Origin of the sequence: Enterococcus sp. DIV0724b (assembly GCF_050531475.1) — a bacterium.
In the GTDB taxonomy this organism is placed as follows: Bacteria; Bacillota; Bacilli; order Lactobacillales; family Enterococcaceae; genus Enterococcus_L; species Enterococcus_L haemoperoxidus.
In genome coordinates, this window is record NZ_CP172890.1 from 814,311 (window position 1) to 832,408 (window position 18,098).

General features: G+C 36.9%; 17 protein-coding genes. 15 read left to right on the plus strand and 2 right to left on the minus strand.

Going from position 1 to position 18,098, the window contains the following annotated elements; translation table 11 throughout:
* Window positions 1-147: 147 nt before the first annotated feature.
* From glpK to IGJ02_RS03850, 4 genes are all read left to right on the plus strand, one after another.
* Window positions 148-1,656 carry a glycerol kinase GlpK gene (gene glpK, locus IGJ02_RS03835; protein WP_430603364.1) on the plus strand — a complete coding sequence of 503 codons (1,509 nt, stop codon included), beginning with the start codon at window positions 148-150 and terminating at the stop codon, window positions 1,654-1,656.
* 17 nt (window positions 1,657-1,673) lie between these two features.
* A complete protein-coding gene (gene glpO / locus IGJ02_RS03840; protein WP_430603366.1) occupies window positions 1,674-3,509 on the plus strand; it encodes a type 1 glycerol-3-phosphate oxidase in 1,836 nt (611 codons plus the stop codon).
* Window position 3,510: 1 nt separating this feature from the next.
* Window positions 3,511-4,230, plus strand: coding sequence for an MIP/aquaporin family protein (locus tag IGJ02_RS03845; RefSeq protein ID WP_010760494.1), 720 nt, complete (start codon window positions 3,511-3,513; stop codon window positions 4,228-4,230).
* A gap of 426 nt (window positions 4,231-4,656) precedes the next feature.
* Window positions 4,657-6,390, plus strand: a complete 1,734-nt coding sequence (locus tag IGJ02_RS03850) for a Na/Pi cotransporter family protein (RefSeq protein ID WP_430603368.1) — start codon at window positions 4,657-4,659, stop codon at window positions 6,388-6,390.
* A 54-nt stretch (window positions 6,391-6,444) separates the two neighbouring features.
* Here the strand turns inward: IGJ02_RS03850 and IGJ02_RS03855 are convergent, their stop codons facing one another.
* Window positions 6,445-6,981: an AAA family ATPase gene (locus IGJ02_RS03855; protein WP_430603369.1), complete on the minus strand. Its 537-nt coding sequence runs from the start codon at window positions 6,979-6,981 to the stop codon at window positions 6,445-6,447.
* A gap of 116 nt (window positions 6,982-7,097) precedes the next feature.
* Here IGJ02_RS03855 and IGJ02_RS03860 point away from each other — a divergent pair, with 116 nt between their 5' ends.
* The 8 genes from IGJ02_RS03860 to IGJ02_RS03895 all read left to right on the plus strand — a co-directional run bounded on the left by IGJ02_RS03860 (window position 7,098) and on the right by IGJ02_RS03895 (window position 13,575).
* Entirely contained in the window at window positions 7,098-8,030 is a 933-nt protein-coding gene (locus IGJ02_RS03860) for an alpha/beta fold hydrolase (protein ID WP_430603370.1), read from the plus strand.
* Window positions 8,031-8,126: 96 nt separating this feature from the next.
* Complete coding sequence (locus tag IGJ02_RS03865; RefSeq protein WP_244875451.1) at window positions 8,127-8,672, plus strand: 5-formyltetrahydrofolate cyclo-ligase; 546 nt, start codon at window positions 8,127-8,129, stop codon at window positions 8,670-8,672.
* A 9-nt stretch (window positions 8,673-8,681) separates the two neighbouring features.
* A complete protein-coding gene (locus IGJ02_RS03870; protein ID WP_430603371.1) occupies window positions 8,682-9,392 on the plus strand; it encodes a rhomboid family intramembrane serine protease in 711 nt (236 codons plus the stop codon).
* Window positions 9,393-9,577: 185 nt separating this feature from the next.
* A complete protein-coding gene (locus tag IGJ02_RS03875; protein WP_010760500.1) occupies window positions 9,578-9,796 on the plus strand; it encodes a YqgQ family protein in 219 nt (72 codons plus the stop codon).
* A complete protein-coding gene (locus IGJ02_RS03880) occupies window positions 9,797-10,768 on the plus strand; it encodes an ROK family glucokinase (protein WP_430603373.1) in 972 nt (323 codons plus the stop codon).
* Between the two features lie 15 nt (window positions 10,769-10,783).
* Complete coding sequence (locus IGJ02_RS03885; protein ID WP_010760502.1) at window positions 10,784-11,182, plus strand: rhodanese-like domain-containing protein; 399 nt, start codon at window positions 10,784-10,786, stop codon at window positions 11,180-11,182.
* Between the two features lie 136 nt (window positions 11,183-11,318).
* A complete protein-coding gene (locus IGJ02_RS03890; RefSeq protein ID WP_430603374.1) occupies window positions 11,319-11,675 on the plus strand; it encodes a DUF488 domain-containing protein in 357 nt (118 codons plus the stop codon).
* 37 nt (window positions 11,676-11,712) lie between these two features.
* Complete coding sequence (locus IGJ02_RS03895; RefSeq protein WP_430603376.1) at window positions 11,713-13,575, plus strand: FAD/NAD(P)-binding protein; 1,863 nt, start codon at window positions 11,713-11,715, stop codon at window positions 13,573-13,575.
* A gap of 178 nt (window positions 13,576-13,753) precedes the next feature.
* Here the strand turns inward: IGJ02_RS03895 and IGJ02_RS03900 are convergent, their stop codons facing one another.
* A complete protein-coding gene (locus IGJ02_RS03900) occupies window positions 13,754-13,921 on the minus strand; it encodes a DUF3042 family protein (protein ID WP_010760505.1) in 168 nt (55 codons plus the stop codon).
* A gap of 244 nt (window positions 13,922-14,165) precedes the next feature.
* On the opposite strand from IGJ02_RS03900, the gene IGJ02_RS03905 reads away from it, so the two are divergent.
* The 3 genes from IGJ02_RS03905 (at window position 14,166) to galT (ending at window position 18,097) form a co-directional block, all read left to right on the plus strand.
* Entirely contained in the window at window positions 14,166-15,326 is a 1,161-nt protein-coding gene (locus IGJ02_RS03905; RefSeq protein WP_430603378.1) for a galactokinase, read from the plus strand.
* 64 nt (window positions 15,327-15,390) lie between these two features.
* Complete coding sequence (galE, locus tag IGJ02_RS03910; protein WP_430603380.1) at window positions 15,391-16,377, plus strand: UDP-glucose 4-epimerase GalE; 987 nt, start codon at window positions 15,391-15,393, stop codon at window positions 16,375-16,377.
* A gap of 238 nt (window positions 16,378-16,615) precedes the next feature.
* Window positions 16,616-18,097: a UDP-glucose--hexose-1-phosphate uridylyltransferase gene (galT, locus tag IGJ02_RS03915; RefSeq protein ID WP_430603381.1), complete on the plus strand. Its 1,482-nt coding sequence runs from the start codon at window positions 16,616-16,618 to the stop codon at window positions 18,095-18,097.
* Window position 18,098 lies beyond the last annotated feature (1 nt).

Consider the following 18,098-nt stretch of genomic DNA (forward strand, 5'->3'; position numbering starts at 1 on the left):
GTCTTTTTTATTGATAAGACAAGGTTATATTGAAAAACTTTCATTTATTTTTGAAATAAAAAAAAAGATGACGTTTTTATGAAACGGTTTCCGACTATTATAAATACATGAAATATAAAGCGTTTTCATGAAAGGGAGAGAATTCTAATGACAGAACAAAAATACATTATGGCGATCGACCAAGGAACAACAAGTTCAAGAGCAATTATTTTTGATAAGAAAGGCAATAATATCGGTAGTTCTCAAAAAGAATTTACACAAATTTTTCCTAAAGCAGGTTGGGTAGAGCACAATGCTAATGAAATTTGGAATTCTGTTCAATCTGTAATCGCAGGGGCTTTGATCGAATCAGGGGTTAAACCTTCTGATATTGCAGGGATCGGTATTACCAACCAACGTGAGACAACTGTTGTGTGGGACAAACAAACAGGACTACCGATTTATAATGCGATCGTGTGGCAGTCTCGTCAGTCTTCACCAATCGCTGATCAATTAAAAGAAGACGGACATGGAGACATGATTCACGAAAAAACAGGCTTGATCGTAGATGCTTATTTTTCAGCAACAAAGATTCGTTGGATTTTAGATCATGTTGAAGGGGCACAAGCGAGAGCTGAAAAAGGAGATTTATTATTTGGAACAATTGATTCTTGGCTAGTTTGGAAATTAACGGGTGGAGAAACCCATGTAACAGATTATTCCAATGCAAGTCGTACGATGCTATTCAACATTCATGACTTAGATTGGGATCAAGATATTTTGGATATTTTAAACATTCCTCGTGTGATGCTGCCAAAAGCGACATCGAACTCTGAAGTTTATGGGTTGACGAAAAACTATCATTTCTATGGAAGCGAAATTCCGATCTCAGGTATGGCAGGTGACCAACAAGCTGCATTGTTTGGGCAAATGGCTTTTGAACCTGGGATGGTTAAAAATACGTATGGTACAGGTTCATTTATCGTGATGAATACAGGTGAAAAACCTCAACTTTCTGACAATAATCTACTAACTACGATAGGGTATGGCATCAATGGAAAAGTCTATTACGCTTTGGAAGGAAGTATTTTCGTTGCTGGTTCAGCCATCCAATGGTTACGTGATGGCTTGAAGATGATTCAAACAGCTGCGGAATCAGAAACTGTAGCAAATGAATCCCACAATAAAAACGAAGTCTATGTCGTACCAGCATTTACAGGACTTGGTGCACCATATTGGGATTCAGATGCAAGAGGCGCCGTGTTTGGTTTAACGAGAGGAACAACGAGAGAAGATTTTGTAAAAGCGACATTGCAATCAGTAGCTTATCAAGTACGAGACATTATTGACACCATGCAAAAAGATACTGGTATCTCTATTCCAATCTTAAAAGTAGACGGAGGAGCTGCTAACAATGATTTATTGATGCAATTCCAAGCAGATATTTTAAATACTTCTGTTCAAAAAGCGCAAAATTTAGAAACAACAGCCTTAGGAGCAGCCTTTTTAGCAGGTTTAGCTGTTGGCTTTTGGAAAGATTTAGATGAACTAAAAGAGTTTTATGAAGATGGACAAGTGTTTGAAGCAAAAATGTCTGATGAAGAACGTGATGATTTATACGAGGGTTGGCAACAAGCGGTCGCTGCCACACAAATGTTCAAACATAAATCAAAATAAAGGAAGAAGTGAGTGGTATGTCATTTTCAATTAAAACGAGACAAGCGTCTATTGAAAAGATGAAGTCTGAAGAATTAGATTTATTGATCATTGGCGGTGGTATTACAGGCGCAGGTGTTGCCTTACAAGCTAGTGCTGCTGGTATGAAAACGGGTTTGATCGAAATGCAGGATTTTGCAGAAGGCACATCATCTCGTTCAACTAAATTAGTACACGGCGGAATTCGTTATTTGAAAAATTTTGATGTAGAAGTCGTCGCAGATACAGTCCAAGAACGTGCTGTTGTTCAAGCAATTGCACCACATATTCCAAAACCTGATCCAATGCTTTTACCAATTTATGATGAGCCAAAAGCAACGTTCAATATGTTTTCGGTCAAAGTGGCAATGGATCTTTATGACCGCTTAGCAAATGTGATCGGCACAAAATATGAGAATTATACACTGACAAAAGAAGAAGTGCTAGAAAGAGAACCTCAATTGAAAAGTGAAGGATTACAAGGCGGTGGTGTCTATCTAGATTTTAGAAATAATGATGCTCGACTTGTGATCGAAAATATTAAGAGAGCAGCTTTCGATGGTGGGTTGATGGTCAGTAAAGTTAAAGCTGTGGGCTTCATACAAAATAATCAAGGTAAAATCATTGGTGTAAAAGCAGAAGATTTACTGACAGGTGAACAATTTGAAATCAAAGCTAAAGTCGTTATCAATACGACGGGACCCTGGTCAGATAAAGTTCGCGGTTTGGATATGAAAGAAAATCTAGTACCGCAAATGCGCCCCACAAAGGGAGTCCATCTTGTTGTCGATAGCAGCAAACTATATGTACCTCAACCAACTTATTTTGATACAGGAAAACATGATGGACGGATGGTTTTCGTTGTTCCTAGAGAAAAGAAAACCTATTTTGGTACGACAGACACGGATTATACTGGAGATTATGAGCATCCTACTGTTACCCAAGAAGATGTCGATTACTTGCTAGAAATCGTCAACAGTCATTATCCTAAAGCACATGTGACGATCGATGATATCGAAGCAAGCTGGGCCGGCCTTAGACCATTGATTTCAGAAAATGGCGGATCAGATTATAACGGCGGCAATAACGGCAAAGTGTCAGATGAAAGTTTCAATCAAGTCATTGATATCGTTGATAAGTATAGAAATCAGCAAGCAACCCGTTTCGATGTAGAAAATGTCTTGAATCATCTAGAAGATTCATTAGCGGAAAGCAAAGAAAATCCTTCAGCAGTTTCACGTGGTAGTTTACTAGAACGTTCAGATGATGGCTTATTGACATTATCTGGCGGTAAAATTACAGATTATCGTAAGATGGCAGAAGGTGCGTTAAAAGAAATCCAACGTATTTTGAAAGAAGAATTTAATTGTACGTTTGAGTTGATTGATTCTAAAACATATCCTGTTTCAGGTGGAAATCTGGATGCAGCAAATGTGGAGACAGAATTAAATAATCTTGCAACATTAGGCGTGGAAAAAGGGCTGAGCCAAGAAGAAGCAGAATATCTTGCTCATTTATATGGTTCAAATGTGACAGAACTTTTTGAAAGAATCAAAACAACTGAACCTGTATCAGGTTTAAGTTTAGCTGAAACATTAGCATTACATTATGCTTTAGATAATGAGATGGTACTGACACCAGCAGATTATCTTGTGCGTAGAACAAATCATCTGCTCTTTATGAGAGATACGCTAGATGAAGTCAAACAAGGGGTAATTTCAGAAATGAGTCATTATCATGATTGGTCCAACGAACAAAAAGAGCGCTATACAAACGAGCTAAATCAATTAATTGCAGAATCTGACTTGAGTACATTGAAAGAAGGGACGAAGTAAAATGGATACTTCAAATATGACACAGATTTTCAGTGAGTTTTTAGGGACAATGATTTTGATTCTTTTGGGGGACGGCGTCTGTGCAGGCGTTAATTTAAAGAAAAGTAAGTCTGCAGCATCGGGGTGGATCGTGATTGCATTTGGTTGGGCGATGGCTGTAACGATTGCAGTTTACGTTGCAGGCTATATGGGACCTGCTCATTTGAATCCAGCGGTGACAATCGCGATGGCAATGACGGGAAGTTTTGAATGGAGTTTGGTTGTACCGTTTATTTTAGCACAAGTGCTGGGAGCAATTGTCGGAGCGGTTTTAGTTTGGTTAGCCTATTTGCCTCACTGGCAAGTAACAGAAGATCAAGGTGCTATTTTAGGGACATTTGCTACCGGTCCTGCGATTCGTAATTATCCAGCGAATATGGTAACGGAAGTGATTGGGACATTTGTTTTAGTTTTAGGTTTACTTTCGTTTTCACAACATAGTTTTACAGATGGTCTAAATCCGTTAGTTGTCGGAGCGTTAATCTTATCAATTGGTTTGTCTTTAGGGGGACCTACAGGCTATGCAATCAATCCAGCACGTGATTTTGGTCCTCGTTTAGCACATCAAATATTACCGATTTCGACTAAAGGGGACTCTGATTGGAGTTATTCATGGGTACCAATTGTTGGGCCTGTCATTGGTGCGTTAGTGGCATCAGGTGTTTATATGTTGATGGTTTGATTGACAGTTGGGATGTCAGTTGAAAATAAAAGCATTAAATTTGAAAAATAAGAAGGATTTCTTTTTGACTCCATTATGCATTTGGGAAATGTGGAACAGAGACTGAGAAAAAACGTTTATTCTGATTTAGAGCACGAAACAAAACTGATTTTTAGTTTTGTTTCGTGCTCTCTATTATTTTGAAAAAGTAATGCTTACATTTTATAAATGCTTTTAAAAATGGTTAGTAATGAACTATTTTCAACAAGTTAAATCAGTTATTGTTGTTTGTTTGAATATACGAATTATCAAAGATTATAGTGAGAAATATCAACATTTTATTTACAAGGTGCTTATTTTTTTGTACTCTTAAAAGGAAGTTCTTATTCAATTTTTAAGAATGAGCATCGTAGTAAACTGCATTGGTTTTAATAAGGAGGAAAAAGTGTGTCCTATCAAGAAATGTTATTTCCTTTTCTCGGAGGATTAGGGATTTTTCTATTTGGTATGAAGTATATGGGGGATGGTCTGCAAAAGTCTGCAGGTGATTCATTAAGGGAAATTTTAAACACGTTTACATCTACACCGTTGCGCTCAGTTTTGGCTGGGTTAATCGTTACGGCTATTATTCAAAGTAGTTCAGGTACAACTGTATTGACTGTAGGATTGGTTAGTGTGGGCTTCATGTCTTTACGCCAAGCAATCGGTGTCATCATGGGGGCAAATGTAGGGACAACAGTTACAGCTTTTATTATTGGATTTAATCTAAGCTCCTATTCATTACCGATTATTGGTGTTGGATCGATCCTACTTTTCTTTTCAAAAAGAGAACGAGTGAATAATGTCGGACAAATTTTATTTGGATTTGGTTGTTTATTTTACGGGCTAAAATTAATGGGTGATGGGATGGCTCCATTGAGTGATTTACCACAGTTTGCTGATTTAATGGTAGATGTTTCGCATCATCCGGTGCTAGGTGTTGGAATCGGCACATTGCTTACGATGGTTTTACAGAGTTCTAGTGCAACAATTGGGATTTTACAGCAGCTTTATAGTCAAGGTAGTTTGGCAATTGAGTCTGTATTACCGATTTTGTTTGGGGATAATATAGGAACTACGATCACAGCAGTTATTGCTGCTTTGGGGGTCAGTGTTGCTGCTAAGCGGACAGCAGCGTCTCACGTGATTTTCAATCTAGTAGGAGCAATTATCTTCACAACACTTTTAACGCCGTTTACAGCAGTTGTGGTCCGTATTTCTGATGTGTTACAGCTAAAACCAGCAATGCAGATTGCCGTTGCTCATGGGTTATTCAATATCTCTAATTTGCTGATTCAATTTTGGTTTATTGATAAAATAGAGTTGCTTGTAAGAAAAATCATTCCAGGAAAAGACAAAAGTATTGATTTTAAACCCTCAAATTTAAATGAATCGATCATACAAAGCTCGACTACCTTAGCGTTGAATCAAGCTAAAATCGAGTTATTACAGATGGGGGATTATGTTTTAGGAGCTTTTGAAGCAACGAAAGCATATTATGAAAAACAAGATAGTATCGATAAAGAAAATGCCAATCAGTATGAAACGGCAATCAATGATATGGACAACCGTTTGACAGAATACTTAGTCCAGCTTTCAGCTACAGAATTGACGATTTCTGAAAGTCATGAACAAACTATGATGTTAGAATTGACAAAAGATTTAGAGCGCATTGGCGATCATTGTCGTAATATTATTCAAAATCTTAATGAAGCGATCCATCTTGAAAAAAAACAAAAAGCCAAAGAAAAAAAAGCTGGTAAAGTTTCAGATCGAGACACGTTGATTTTATATGATGAAGATGTGGTAGATTTATTTGAAAAAGTATTGAAGAATATCCGTGATTCATTGATTGTTTTTGAGCATGATGATAAAAAAATGGCAGAGCATATGTTAGCTCGGGAAGAAAAAATCGATCAAATGGTTAAATTACTCCGTAAAAAATACATTTTGATTATGAATAGCGGCAAAGGTCGTGCTGCCGATGGAGTATTGTTTATTGATACGGCCTCTAATTTAGAACGGATGAGCGATCGTACAATCCACATAGCGAAGTATGTTTTAGGTAAACGTTACGGAACCGAAGAAATCACAGTGGAGAACTCGGTGAATCCTGTTATTACAGTACAGCCGCAAGAATAAGAAAGAGCTTTTTATGACCTTTGTTAAAAAACGTGTCATAAAAGGCTTTTTTTGCTATTTTATTACGAACCGCATGATTGTTTGGTAAAGTTCTTCTAAGGACTGATCACTGTTTACTTTTAAAACAGGACTACTAGAATGGTTCATTTGGTAAGTATGTTCCGCAAATGTTCCAATTTTGGATGGATCGTTAGCAGTATAATATGTTTTACACCAATCTAAAAAGTCATTAGTTTGATTTCCGTGCATGTCTAACCACAAAGAAGATTCACCAGTCCTCTCTATCTCTCGTTGTCTTAGGCGTTGGAATCGTAGTTTGTCATCCAAAGTGAGAAAAACCAATAAATCTCGATCGTTAAAGCCAGTAGGATTCCATGCAAATACAGAGCCAGAAACAACAAATCGATTGTATTTTTCCCAATCGTTGGCGTACATTTTTAGTCGCTGATCGATTGGATAATTTTCTGAAAAGGTCTCGTCTTTCCAAATATAACAATCAGTATCGATCCACTTCACTTTTTCTTTTTCGGCTATATAATTTCCTAAGGTACTTTTCCCTGTCCCAGATGCTCCGATAATTTGAATTTTCATTTTTCTCCTCCAGTTCTTTCATAAAAGGAACAATAATAAAAAATTGAACATTTGACTATTTCATTTACGTAAGAATACTTTATAATAAAAACTATCAATTGAGAAGAGGGAAGAATATGAAGCACAATACTTTTTTGTCATCGGATCAAAAAACAACGAGTCATTTTATCTGCTGGGAGCCTGAACGTAAGGCAATCGGAACTTTCCAGATTATTCATGGAATGGCGGAATATATTGAACGTTATCATGATTTTGCCAAGTATCTAAATGATTTAGGCTTTATTGTTGTAGGTCATGATCATTTAGGGCACGGTGAATCTGTTACAGAAGATGAACCAAAACATGGGTATTTCGGCAAAGGAGAGTCAGTTAGCTTTGTACTAGAAGATATTCATCAGGTCAAAGAATGGATTGGGAAAAATTATCCAGACTTACCGCATTTTATGTTGGGACATAGTATGGGTTCATTTGCTTTACGTAATTATTTACAATTATATAGATCGGAAATCAGTGGTGCTATTTTTATGGGAACGGGTAAAAATGCTGCAATGCTCCCATTAGCTCTTTCTTTAACTAAAGGATTAAATTTAACGGCGCCAGAAAAACAAAATAAATGGCTGGATCATATGGCCTTTGGTTCTTTTAGCAAACAATTTCCAGAAACAGGTAGTTTTAATTGGCTAAGTAAAAATCAAGATAATGTAAGGGAATATGAAGAGGATCCATTAACTGGTTTTACTTTCACGAATAATGGTTTTTATACGTTATTCCGTTTAGTTGATGGAGCGAATCGCGATGGTTGGGCACAGAATATCGATCAGGATTTACCAATCTTGGTTATCAGCGGTGAACAAGATCCAGTAGGAGATTTTGGTAAAGGGCCTAGAAAGGTCGCAAAAGAATTGGATGAGGCTGGAATCAAGGATGTTTCACTTGTTTTATTTGCAGAACTGCGCCATGAAATTTTATTGGAAAATGAAAAAAAAGAAGTCTATAAAGCAATCGGTGCTTGGTTACAAAAAAGACTTGATTCTGATGCAAAAGACTAGAAATCTGTTTGCTATTTAGTGGTTTTTTCTATAAACTACAAGGTAAGGTTAAAAAGGTATTTAAGTGAAAATCAAAGCGATTTATTGTGTGGAGGGATGCATGTGGAAAAAGCACGGTTAAGGAAATTAGGTTTAACAAACTTAAAATGGCTTTATGAGCATCCACTATTAAAAAAGCAAAAAGAACAAGCCATTAGTCAAGCTTTGTTCAATGATCCTTATTGGAAAAAGGCAAAAACGATCGCAATCACTAAACCACTAGACTTTGAATTTGATACGCATATTTTGCTTGATAAAGGTTTGCTGGAAGAAAAACAAGTGTTGATGCCGATCACTGGCAGTGATCGGCAGCTGACGTTTCACTCTGTAACGTCTGAAACTAAATTTGAAAAGACCGCATTTGGTGTGGCTGAACCGGTGGCAGCACCAGTTGTAGCTGCTGAAAAAATCGATTTATTAGTAGTACCGGGGATTGTGTTTACGCATGAGGGGTTTCGAATTGGTTTTGGTGGAGGTTTTTATGATCGTTTTCTTCAAAATTATCATGGTGAAACGTGCAGTTTGGTATTCAGTGAACAAATTCAGGAAAATTGGCAGCCAGAATCTTTCGATTTACCTGTAAAACGATTATTTATCAGCTAGGAGGACCGTATGAATTATCAAACACAAATGAAAATAAAAAGAATATTGAAACAACCGTTAGTGACATATCTGTTACTTGTAATCACGACGATTGTGTTTCTAGGGATGGAACTGACTGGTGGGTCAGAAAACGGGCAGGTTTTGGTTAACTGGGGAGCGATGTCACGAGGCGAGATTCTTTATTTACATGAATATTGGCGCTTTTTTACTCCGATGTTTTTGCATATCGGTTGGTTGCATTTTGTGGTAAATATGGTGACATTGTATTATGTAGGATCACAAGTTGAGAGTGTTTATGGTCACTGGCGTTATCTTCTTATCTATTTACTGAGTGGTGTAGCTGGAAATATTATTAGTTTTACTTTTGGTTCCCCAAACAGTATTTCAGCGGGTGCAAGTACATCTCTATTTGGTTTATTTGGCGCCTTTATTATCTTAGGTCGTCATTTTAGAAATAATCCGGCGATCTCATTTATGGTTCAGCGTTATGCAACGTTTATTGGTATCAACTTGATTTTTAATTTATTTAGCAGTTCAGTTGATATCATGGGCCATATCGGTGGCTTGATTGGAGGGCTTTTAGTAGCATCTGCTTTAGCTGTACCGGATCGTTCAGAAGAGTTCAATATCCACGAACGAATCATAGCTGGAATCATTTTCGTATTTTTGTTAGGTGTTTGCCTAGTCTTGGGTTTTAAAAAATTCGGTTTACTTGTATAATAAGGAAGTGAGTGAAGCAATGCTTCACTCACTCTAATCTGGATAAACGGTGAGAAAAATGCAACTCCTTCGGAAATAAGAAGAAATTCATAAAAATTTGAAAAGCAATTTCTATGAATTTTTTCTTATTTCTCGGAGTTAAACGCTTTTTTCTCAGCCTCTCGTATAATAAGGAAGTGCATTTAATGGAAACGCTATATGATGTGCAGCAGTTATTTAAACAGTTCGGTATTTACATTTATGTAGGTGCTAGAATTTATGATATCGAGTTGATGATGATCGAATTGAAAAATATTTATGAAGGTCACTTAATTGATCGAGACACTTACCTCCATGCGAGAAGTGTTTTGCAACGAGAACATCGAATTGAAGAAAGCAGAGCAACTGAGAAAGGAACCGAGTAAATGGATAAGAAATTGATTGGGATTGATTTAGGCGGAACAACGATTAAGTTTGCGATTTTAACAACTAACGGAGATGTTCAGCAAAAATGGAGTATTGAAACCAATATTCTGGATGAAGGCCGTCATATCGTACCGGATATCATCGAATCAATCAATCACCGAATCTCTCTTTATGAGATGAAACATGAAGATTTTATCGGGATCGGCATGGGCACTCCAGGTAGTGTCGATATTAAAAAAGGGACTGTAGTCGGGGCTTATAATCTTAACTGGACAAAAAAACAAAATGTAAAAGCACAAATCGAAGAAGCAACGGGTATTCCTTTTGTTTTAGATAATGATGCCAATGTGGCCGCTTTAGGTGAACGTTGGAAAGGCGCTGGTGAAAACAATCCAGATGTTGTTTTCATCACACTTGGTACAGGCGTTGGCGGTGGTATTATTGCAGAGGGCAATTTATTACACGGTGTTAACGGCTGTGCTGGTGAAATTGGTCATGTAACAGTTGATCCTGGTGGCTTTGAATGTACTTGTGGTAAACGGGGGTGTCTAGAAACTGTTTCCAGTGCAACAGGAGTTGTTCGGGTTGCTCGACATATGTCAGAAGAATATGCAGGTGATTCTAAGCTAAAACAAGCGATTGATGATGGCCAAGATGTTTCAAGTAAAGATGTTTTTGACTATGCCAAAGCAGATGATCCATTTGCTTTGATGGTAGTGGATCGTGTGTGCTATTTCTTAGGACTTGCAATCGGTAATGTAGGAAATACCTTGAATCCGTCTAGCGTGGTAATTGGCGGCGGAGTTTCTGCTGCTGGTGAGTTTTTACGTAGTCGTGTTCAAAACTATTTTGAAGAATTTACTTTCCCAGAAGTTCGTACTAGCACGCAAGTCAAACTTGCTGAGTTAGGCAATGAAGCAGGCGTTATCGGTGCTGCCTCACTTGCATTACAATTCATGGAGAAAGAGTAAGAAAGGGATTTTAGAATGAACGTTTTATGGATTATCAACGGTGTTTTATTAACAATTTTATTAGCAATGGGGATCAATGAGCTATACCTTAGAATCATGGCAAAACGCTCTGCCAAAACGATTACAGAAGAAGAATTTAAAGAAGGTATGAGAAAAGCGCAAATCATTGATGTTCGTGAAAAAGACTCATTCGATGCAGGCCATATTCTTGGTGCGCGCAGCATGCCTTATACAACGATCAAAACAACGTTGAATTCAATTCGTAAGGATCAACCTGTCTATATTTATGATCAAAAAAAATCATTAAGTATTCGTACAGCAAATCAATTGCGTAAAAATGGCTATAAAGATCTTTATATTTTAAAGGGCGGCTATGAAGGCTGGACTGGCAAAACGAAAAAGAAAAATGCTTAATCAATAAAGCACAGAGAGAAACGACGGTTCGAAAGATGGACAACGTTTACTTCTCTGTGTTTTTTGTTTCTGAATAAAAATCGTAAATCGTTTCTTTTTTTATCAATTAGGATAAAATAAAGAGGAGGTGACAAACATGATTCAAACTAAAAGAGCATATGAAAATGTAAGTCCTGATGATGGTTTTCGTGTATTAGTCGATCGCTTATGGCCTAGAGGAATGTCAAAAGAAAAAGAACAGTTGAATGTATGGCTTAAAGACATTGCGCCAAGTAATGAGCTCAGAAAGTGGTTTAATCATGAACCAGATAAATTTCCTCTATTCAAAGAACAATATCTGACTGAATTACAATCGGGTGAAACACTTGTTGCATTTCAAGAACTTTTAAAAATTATAAAAGAGTATCCTGTGATTACGCTGATTTATAGTGCAAAGGATGAAGTGCATAATAATGCGAGAGTATTAAAAGAAGTTTTAGAAAAAAATGAGTAAAATTAACTCAAGAAAATAGGTAAAAAGGGGGAAGAAAATGAAAATCGCGATTGTTGGCGGTGGTCCTCGCGGGCTTTCTGTTTTAGAGAGAATTGTTGAGTGGTCAAGAGATGAACAGGTGATTCAAATTACAATGTTCGATCCTTATGGACCAGGAGGTAAAGTCTGGCGAGAAGACCAGCCATTATCTTTGTTAATGAATTCAGTTGCTTCCCACGTCACTTTATTTACAGATGAAACGTTAAGTACGAAAGGTCCTATAGCAAAGGGGCCCAATTTATATGAATGGGCACAAGGAGAAGCTATCGCTTTTATCAAGAAACACAATTTTGAAAATAGGGTGGCATTGTTGGAAGAGTGCGAAAACTTAGGGCCAAATGATCACTGTTCCCGAGTCTTTTATGGGTTATATCAAAAATGGTTCTATGAATATATTCAGATGAGAATGACTGAACAGACATCGGTAAAATTCTTTAAAGATACGGTTCGAGCTGTAAAAATGCAGGATGAAAATTTTTTAGTTTATACCAAAGCAGTAGAGACAACGGTGGATAAAGTTATCTTAGCATTAGGGCATCAAGAAAATGAACTAACTGGAAACGAAAAAGAGTTAGCTCATTATGCTAGTGAGCATCGCTTATTTTACTCCTCTCCTAAAAATGCAGCAGATGCTTATCTTGAAGCAATCACAGAGAATACATCAGTTTTAATCAGAGGATTAGGGTTGGTTTTTTTCGATTATCTTAACTTGCTAACGAGCGAACGTGGAGGCATATTTAAAGAGCAAAACGGAGAACTTATTTACTATCCTTCTGGAAAAGAACCTAAAATTATTGCAGGATCTGGTCGAGGCATTCCTTACCATGCTAGAGGTGTAAATCAGAAAGGGTATGGCGAAGAATATCAGCCGCGTTTTCTAAAAGAAAAAAGTTTGAATAAGTTTAAAAGAAAAGGCAATTTTTCGGCTGAGCAATTTTTTGAACTATTAAAAAAAGAAGTAGAATTTGCTTATTATTCAGCGCTGATCACTACTAATTATCCCAAAGTAAATCAGACTCGTTTCAATGAGGAATTTATCCGAACAAAAGGTGCTGACTCGGTCTTGGCAAAATATGGTATTCTTCAAAAAGACTTTTGGGACTGGTCGGCGCTGCAACATCCAGATCAGAGCGTGGAAGCAGTAGATTCTTTTCAGAAATTTATTAGCGATTATTTGCATTGGGATTTTGAACAGGCAAAAAAAGGCACAATCTTAGGACCTTTTGCAACGGCATTAGATAGTTTGAAAGATTTGCGAGATGAAGTTCGTTTTATGATGGATCATGAATTATTTACAAATGATGAGTATAAAAAATGGCTGTGGGATTGGTTCACTCCGCTGAATGCCTTTTTATCAATCGGTCCTCCTTTAGAAAGAATAGCAGAGTTGAAAGCGTTGATTAAAGCCGGAATCGTAACGCTTCTTAGCCCTGAAATGGAAATAGCAACAGATGCAGGTTGGTTTATTGGTTCTTCTCGAAAAGACCCGATTCAAAAATATAAAACTCATTTTTTAATTGAAGCAAGATTACCGAAAACGGCAAATCAATTCAGTTTAAATCCATTAGTACAGCAACTTTTAAGAGATGAAACGGCCTGTTTACATCAATTGAACTTAGCTTCAGGTGAAATCTATCAGACGGGTGCACTTTTAGTAGAACGACAAACGAATCAAATACAGTCAAAAACAGGTGAAGTTATTAGTGGATTATTTTGTTATGGTATTCCAACAGAAGGAATTCATTGGTTAACAGCAGCTACTTCTCGACCTGGAACTGATCCATGGAATCTAAGGGAAGCAGATGTGATTGCCCAAACTATTTTTGAAGGTAAACTAAAAACAAAAGAGAACAACAATTGAACTGTTGTTTCTCTTTTGTTTTTTAATTAGAGTTAGAGAGTTTATGCCGCTTTTCATGATCTAGCTACACAAACCAACTCTTCGGAAAAAAGATAAATCCTGATCGTGATAAAAAGCATCACAAACAGGATTTCCTATTTTTCTGTTAGAGTTAAGCGGGATTGTTGCGCTTTTCGTATTATCGAGAAATACGTTTACGCATTGCTTTTTTACGGTTTTCCTCAATCATATCTTCTTTTTCTTCGATTGGATCAAGAACAGTTTTTTTGATAGTAGCTGCAAATCCGACAACAGCAGCGCAAGTTACGGCTGTTCCCACAAGCATTCCTGAAATAAATTTTTTCATATACATTCTCCTCTCAGTTATTTAGACACTTCCATTATGTACTAAAGTAAGAAAAAAATCCAATAGATTGTAGTAAAAGCATAGAAAGTTCAATTAGTTATGTCAGAAAAGTAGAATTTTCCTTTTTTCTAAGATATTATCAGGAAAGGTTATAAAGGAATGTAATCGTTTTACAAAAAAAGTTGTAAATTTTTAGTAAATGTTTTATAATTAATTTACTAAAATGAAGCAAGAGGTGACAAACGTGGAAAACGAATTGAAAGAACGATTTCATTCCGTATTTGGAACAGAGTCAAAAGAAATCTATTTTGCTCCTGGAAGAATCAATTTGATTGGAGAACACACTGATTATAATGGTGGTCATGTTTTTCCAGCAGCCATTACGATTGGAACGTACGGGGTAGCTAGAAAACGTGAAGATCAAACGTTTCGTCTTTATTCAGAAAATTTTTCAGAATTAGGAATTATTGAACTTTCTTTAAATGATTTAGCATATAAAAAAGAAGATGCGTGGGCGAATTATCCTAAAGGTATGATCCATTACCTGATCGAACAGGGCTATGCAATCAATCAAGGGTTGGACATTCTTTTTTATGGCACGATCCCAAATGGAGCAGGACTTTCTTCCTCAGCTTCAATCGAATTATTAATTGGAGTTATTTTAAATAATCAATTTGCTTTAAACGTTAAAATGCTAGACTTGGTGGTCACTGGTAAGCGTGTAGAAAATCAATTTATTGGGGTAAATTCAGGAATCATGGATCAATTTGCGATCGGTATGGGGAAGCGAGATCATGCAATTTTATTAGATACAAATACACTCGATTTCGAATTGGTACCAGCAGAATTTGGCGAGTATGCGATTGCAATCATGAATACAAACAAACGTAGAGAACTAGCGGATTCAAAATATAACGAACGTCGAGCAGAATGTGAATTGGCTTTGAGCCGTTTACAAAGTGTTTTTCCGATTGAATCTTTGGGAGAATTAACAGTAGAACGATTTGAGCAAAATAAAGAAGTCATTGCAGATGAATGTTTGATTAAACGAGCAAAACACGCTGTCACTGAAAATCAGCGAACAATTAAAGCAAAAAAATTCCTTGCAGAAAAAGATTTATCAAGTTTTGGTCAATTGTTGAATGATTCACATGCCTCTTTAAAAGATGATTATGAAGTAACTGGAATTGAACTGGATACATTAGTAGAGGAAGCACAGAAATTCCCAGGTGTCTTAGGGGCCCGAATGACAGGCGCCGGATTTGGCGGTTGTGCAATTGCTTTAGTCAAAGAAACAGAGATGGATTATTTTATTAAACAAGTAGGACAAACCTATCAAGAAAAAATTGGCTATCCGGCAGATTTTTATATTGCAAATGTTGATGATGGAGCAAGAAAGCTGTAGAATAAAGAATACGTTAAAAAAATAGATTTTAATTTCTGATACATTCAGATAAGGAGGCAGTAACATGTCTATTTTAGTTTTAGGTGGAGCTGGCTACATCGGATCTCATGCAGTATATCAATTAGTCAATAAAGGGTACGAGGTAATTGTTGTTGATAATCTTCAGACGGGTCATAAACAATCAATTCATAAAAAAGCTCAATTTTATCAAGGTGATATTCGAGATAAAGTGTTTATGCAGGATGTGTTCAAAAATGAAAAGATCGATGGTGTGATTCATTTTGCTGCAAGTTCACTAGTTGGTGAATCGGTAGAAAAACCATTGATGTATTTCAATAACAATGTCTACGGAACCCAAATCCTATTGGAAGTAATGGAGGAGTTCGGCGTTAAACATATTGTCTTCTCTTCAACGGCTGCTACCTACGGAGAGCCTAAAGAGATGCCAATCGTAGAAACGATGCCCACAAATCCAGAAAATCCGTATGGCGAAAGCAAATTAATGATGGAAAAAATGATGAAATGGTGTGACGAAGCTTATGGTATGCGTTATGTTGCATTACGTTATTTCAATGTTGCTGGGGCTAAATCAGATGCCTCTATTGGTGAAGATCATGATCCAGAAACTCATTTGATCCCCATCATTTTGCAAACAGCTTTAGGACAAAGAGCGTATTTAGGAATTTATGGTGATGATTATGATACACCAGATGGCACTTGTATTCGTGACTATGTTTATATTGAAGACTTGATTGCGGCTCATATTGCGGCGTTGGAGTATTTACAAAAAGGCAACGAAAGCAATATTTTCAATCTAGGCAGTAATACTGGCTATTCGGTTAAAGAAATGCTTGAAGCAGCTAGAGAAGTGACTGGAAAAGAAATTCCGGCCAAAGTATTACCTCGTCGTTTAGGCGATCCAAGTAAACTGGTAGCCTCAAGTGAAAAAGCCAAAACAATTTTGGGTTGGCAGCCTCAAGTCACAGATATCAAACAGATTATCAAAACGGCTTGGGATTGGCATGTCAGTCATCCAAAAGGATATGAATAATTAATTTTGTTACAGTATAAGGTGAAGCAAAGCGGAACGTTGTTACCACGCATTATCTAGCTTCAAGAGCTAGCCTTTTGGGGAAAAGATAAAAAATAAATGAGCCAAAGAGAGTCTCAGTTATTTTTTATCTTTTTCCTGTCAAGGCTGAATGAGCTTTTTCAGCTTTTAAACTTATCTAGCTTCGCAGGCTAGCTCCGAATGAGCCTGTTAAGCTTTTAAACTAGGAGGAAATGTTGTGTCTATTAGTCAAACTATTACTGATTTTGTAACCTTAGCGATTCAAGCTGGTGGTTGGATGGAGTTGGATCGTCTTTATTTACAAAATCGTGTACTTGCAATGATCGGTGAAGAATCATTAGAGTCCATTTCTCCAACAGTCGTAAAAAAGACATCCTTAGAATTGTTGGATGAATTAGTGGCTCAAGCAGTAGCAAATGGTACGGTTAAAGAAGAAGCAATGGATTTAGAGATTTTTGAAGCACAGTTGATGGATTTTCTCACACCTCCACCTTCAGTGGTGAACGCTCTTTTTGCGCAACATTATGAAAAAGATCCAGCTGATGCGACTGATTATTTCTTTAAATTAAGTCAAGAAAATGATTACATCAAAACTCGAGCAATTGCTAAAAATATTGTTTTCCCAGCAGAAACAGAATATGGCCAGCTTGAGATTACGATCAATTTATCAAGACCCGAAAAAGATCCTAAACAAATTGCTGCTGAACGTCAAGCAGCACAGGTGGATTATCCTAAATGTGTCTTGTGCATGGAAAACGAAGGCTACAAAGGACGTACTAATTATCCAGCTAGGACCAATCACCGAATTATTCGGATGAACTTAGATGGAGAGAGCTGGGGTTTTCAGTATTCACCATATGCTTACTACAATGAACACTCGATTATTTTGTTTGAAGAACATCGTCCGATGGTTATTTCAAAAGAAACATTTCGTCGCTTGACTAGAATTGTTGAAGTATTACCTCACTATTTTGTTGGTTCTAATGCGGATCTACCAATTGTAGGTGGTTCGATTTTAACCCATGATCATTATCAAGCTGGACGACATGTTTTCCCAATGGAGAAAGCAGAAATCGAACAATATTTTGAGTTGAGCGATTTTCCTCTAATGAATGCAGGAATTGTCAAGTGGCCAATGTCTGTGATTCGTTTGCAAAGCCCAAATTCAGAAGACCTCGTTGAAGCGGCATCGTTGATTCTAGAAAAGTGGCGTAATTATTCTGATGAAGACGTATCAATTCGAGCTTTTTCAGAAGATGGAACTCCTCATCACACTATTACGCCGATTGCTCGTCGCAAAGGACAGTTATTTGAACTGGATTTAGTTTTACGTGATAACAATGTCTCTACAGAATACCCAGACGGAATTTTTCATCCTCATAAAGCAGTTCAGCATATTAAAAAGGAAAATATTGGTTTGATCGAAGTGATGGGCTTAGCAGTATTGCCCCCACGACTAGGTAGTGAATTGGAAGAAGTAGAAAAATATGTTTTAGAAAAAGAAAATCAGATTGCAGATTACCATAAAAAATGGGCAGATCAGATGAAAGAAATCTATTCTTTTAATAAAAAAAATGCAAAAGAACTTATTCAAAAGGAAGTAGGACAAATTTTTGCTCAAGTTTTAGCTGATGCTGGGGTTTATAAGCGAACACCAGAAGGACAAGCAGCCTTTAAACGATTTATTGACAGTTTATAAA

Excerpts from the sequence above, each read along its gene's own strand:
- IGJ02_RS03865 (WP_244875451.1), top strand. The coding sequence starts at position 8,127 with ATGCATGTGGAAAAAGCACGGTTAAGGAAATTAGGTTTAACAAACTTA.
- IGJ02_RS03870 (WP_430603371.1), top strand. The coding sequence starts at position 8,682 with ATGAATTATCAAACACAAATGAAAATAAAAAGAATATTGAAACAACCG.
- IGJ02_RS03880 (WP_430603373.1), top strand. The coding sequence starts at position 9,797 with ATGGATAAGAAATTGATTGGGATTGATTTAGGCGGAACAACGATTAAG.
- glpK (WP_430603364.1), top strand. The coding sequence starts at position 148 with ATGACAGAACAAAAATACATTATGGCGATCGACCAAGGAACAACAAGT.
- IGJ02_RS03855 (WP_430603369.1), bottom strand. The coding sequence starts at position 6,981 with ATGAAAATTCAAATTATCGGAGCATCTGGGACAGGGAAAAGTACCTTA.
- IGJ02_RS03885 (WP_010760502.1), top strand. The coding sequence starts at position 10,784 with ATGAACGTTTTATGGATTATCAACGGTGTTTTATTAACAATTTTATTA.
- glpO (WP_430603366.1), top strand. The coding sequence starts at position 1,674 with ATGTCATTTTCAATTAAAACGAGACAAGCGTCTATTGAAAAGATGAAG.
- IGJ02_RS03860 (WP_430603370.1), top strand. The coding sequence starts at position 7,098 with ATGAAGCACAATACTTTTTTGTCATCGGATCAAAAAACAACGAGTCAT.
- IGJ02_RS03890 (WP_430603374.1), top strand. The coding sequence starts at position 11,319 with ATGATTCAAACTAAAAGAGCATATGAAAATGTAAGTCCTGATGATGGT.
- IGJ02_RS03845 (WP_010760494.1), top strand. The coding sequence starts at position 3,511 with ATGGATACTTCAAATATGACACAGATTTTCAGTGAGTTTTTAGGGACA.
- galE (WP_430603380.1), top strand. The coding sequence starts at position 15,391 with ATGTCTATTTTAGTTTTAGGTGGAGCTGGCTACATCGGATCTCATGCA.
- IGJ02_RS03895 (WP_430603376.1), top strand. The coding sequence starts at position 11,713 with ATGAAAATCGCGATTGTTGGCGGTGGTCCTCGCGGGCTTTCTGTTTTA.
- IGJ02_RS03875 (WP_010760500.1), top strand. The coding sequence starts at position 9,578 with ATGGAAACGCTATATGATGTGCAGCAGTTATTTAAACAGTTCGGTATT.
- IGJ02_RS03900 (WP_010760505.1), bottom strand. The coding sequence starts at position 13,921 with ATGAAAAAATTTATTTCAGGAATGCTTGTGGGAACAGCCGTAACTTGC.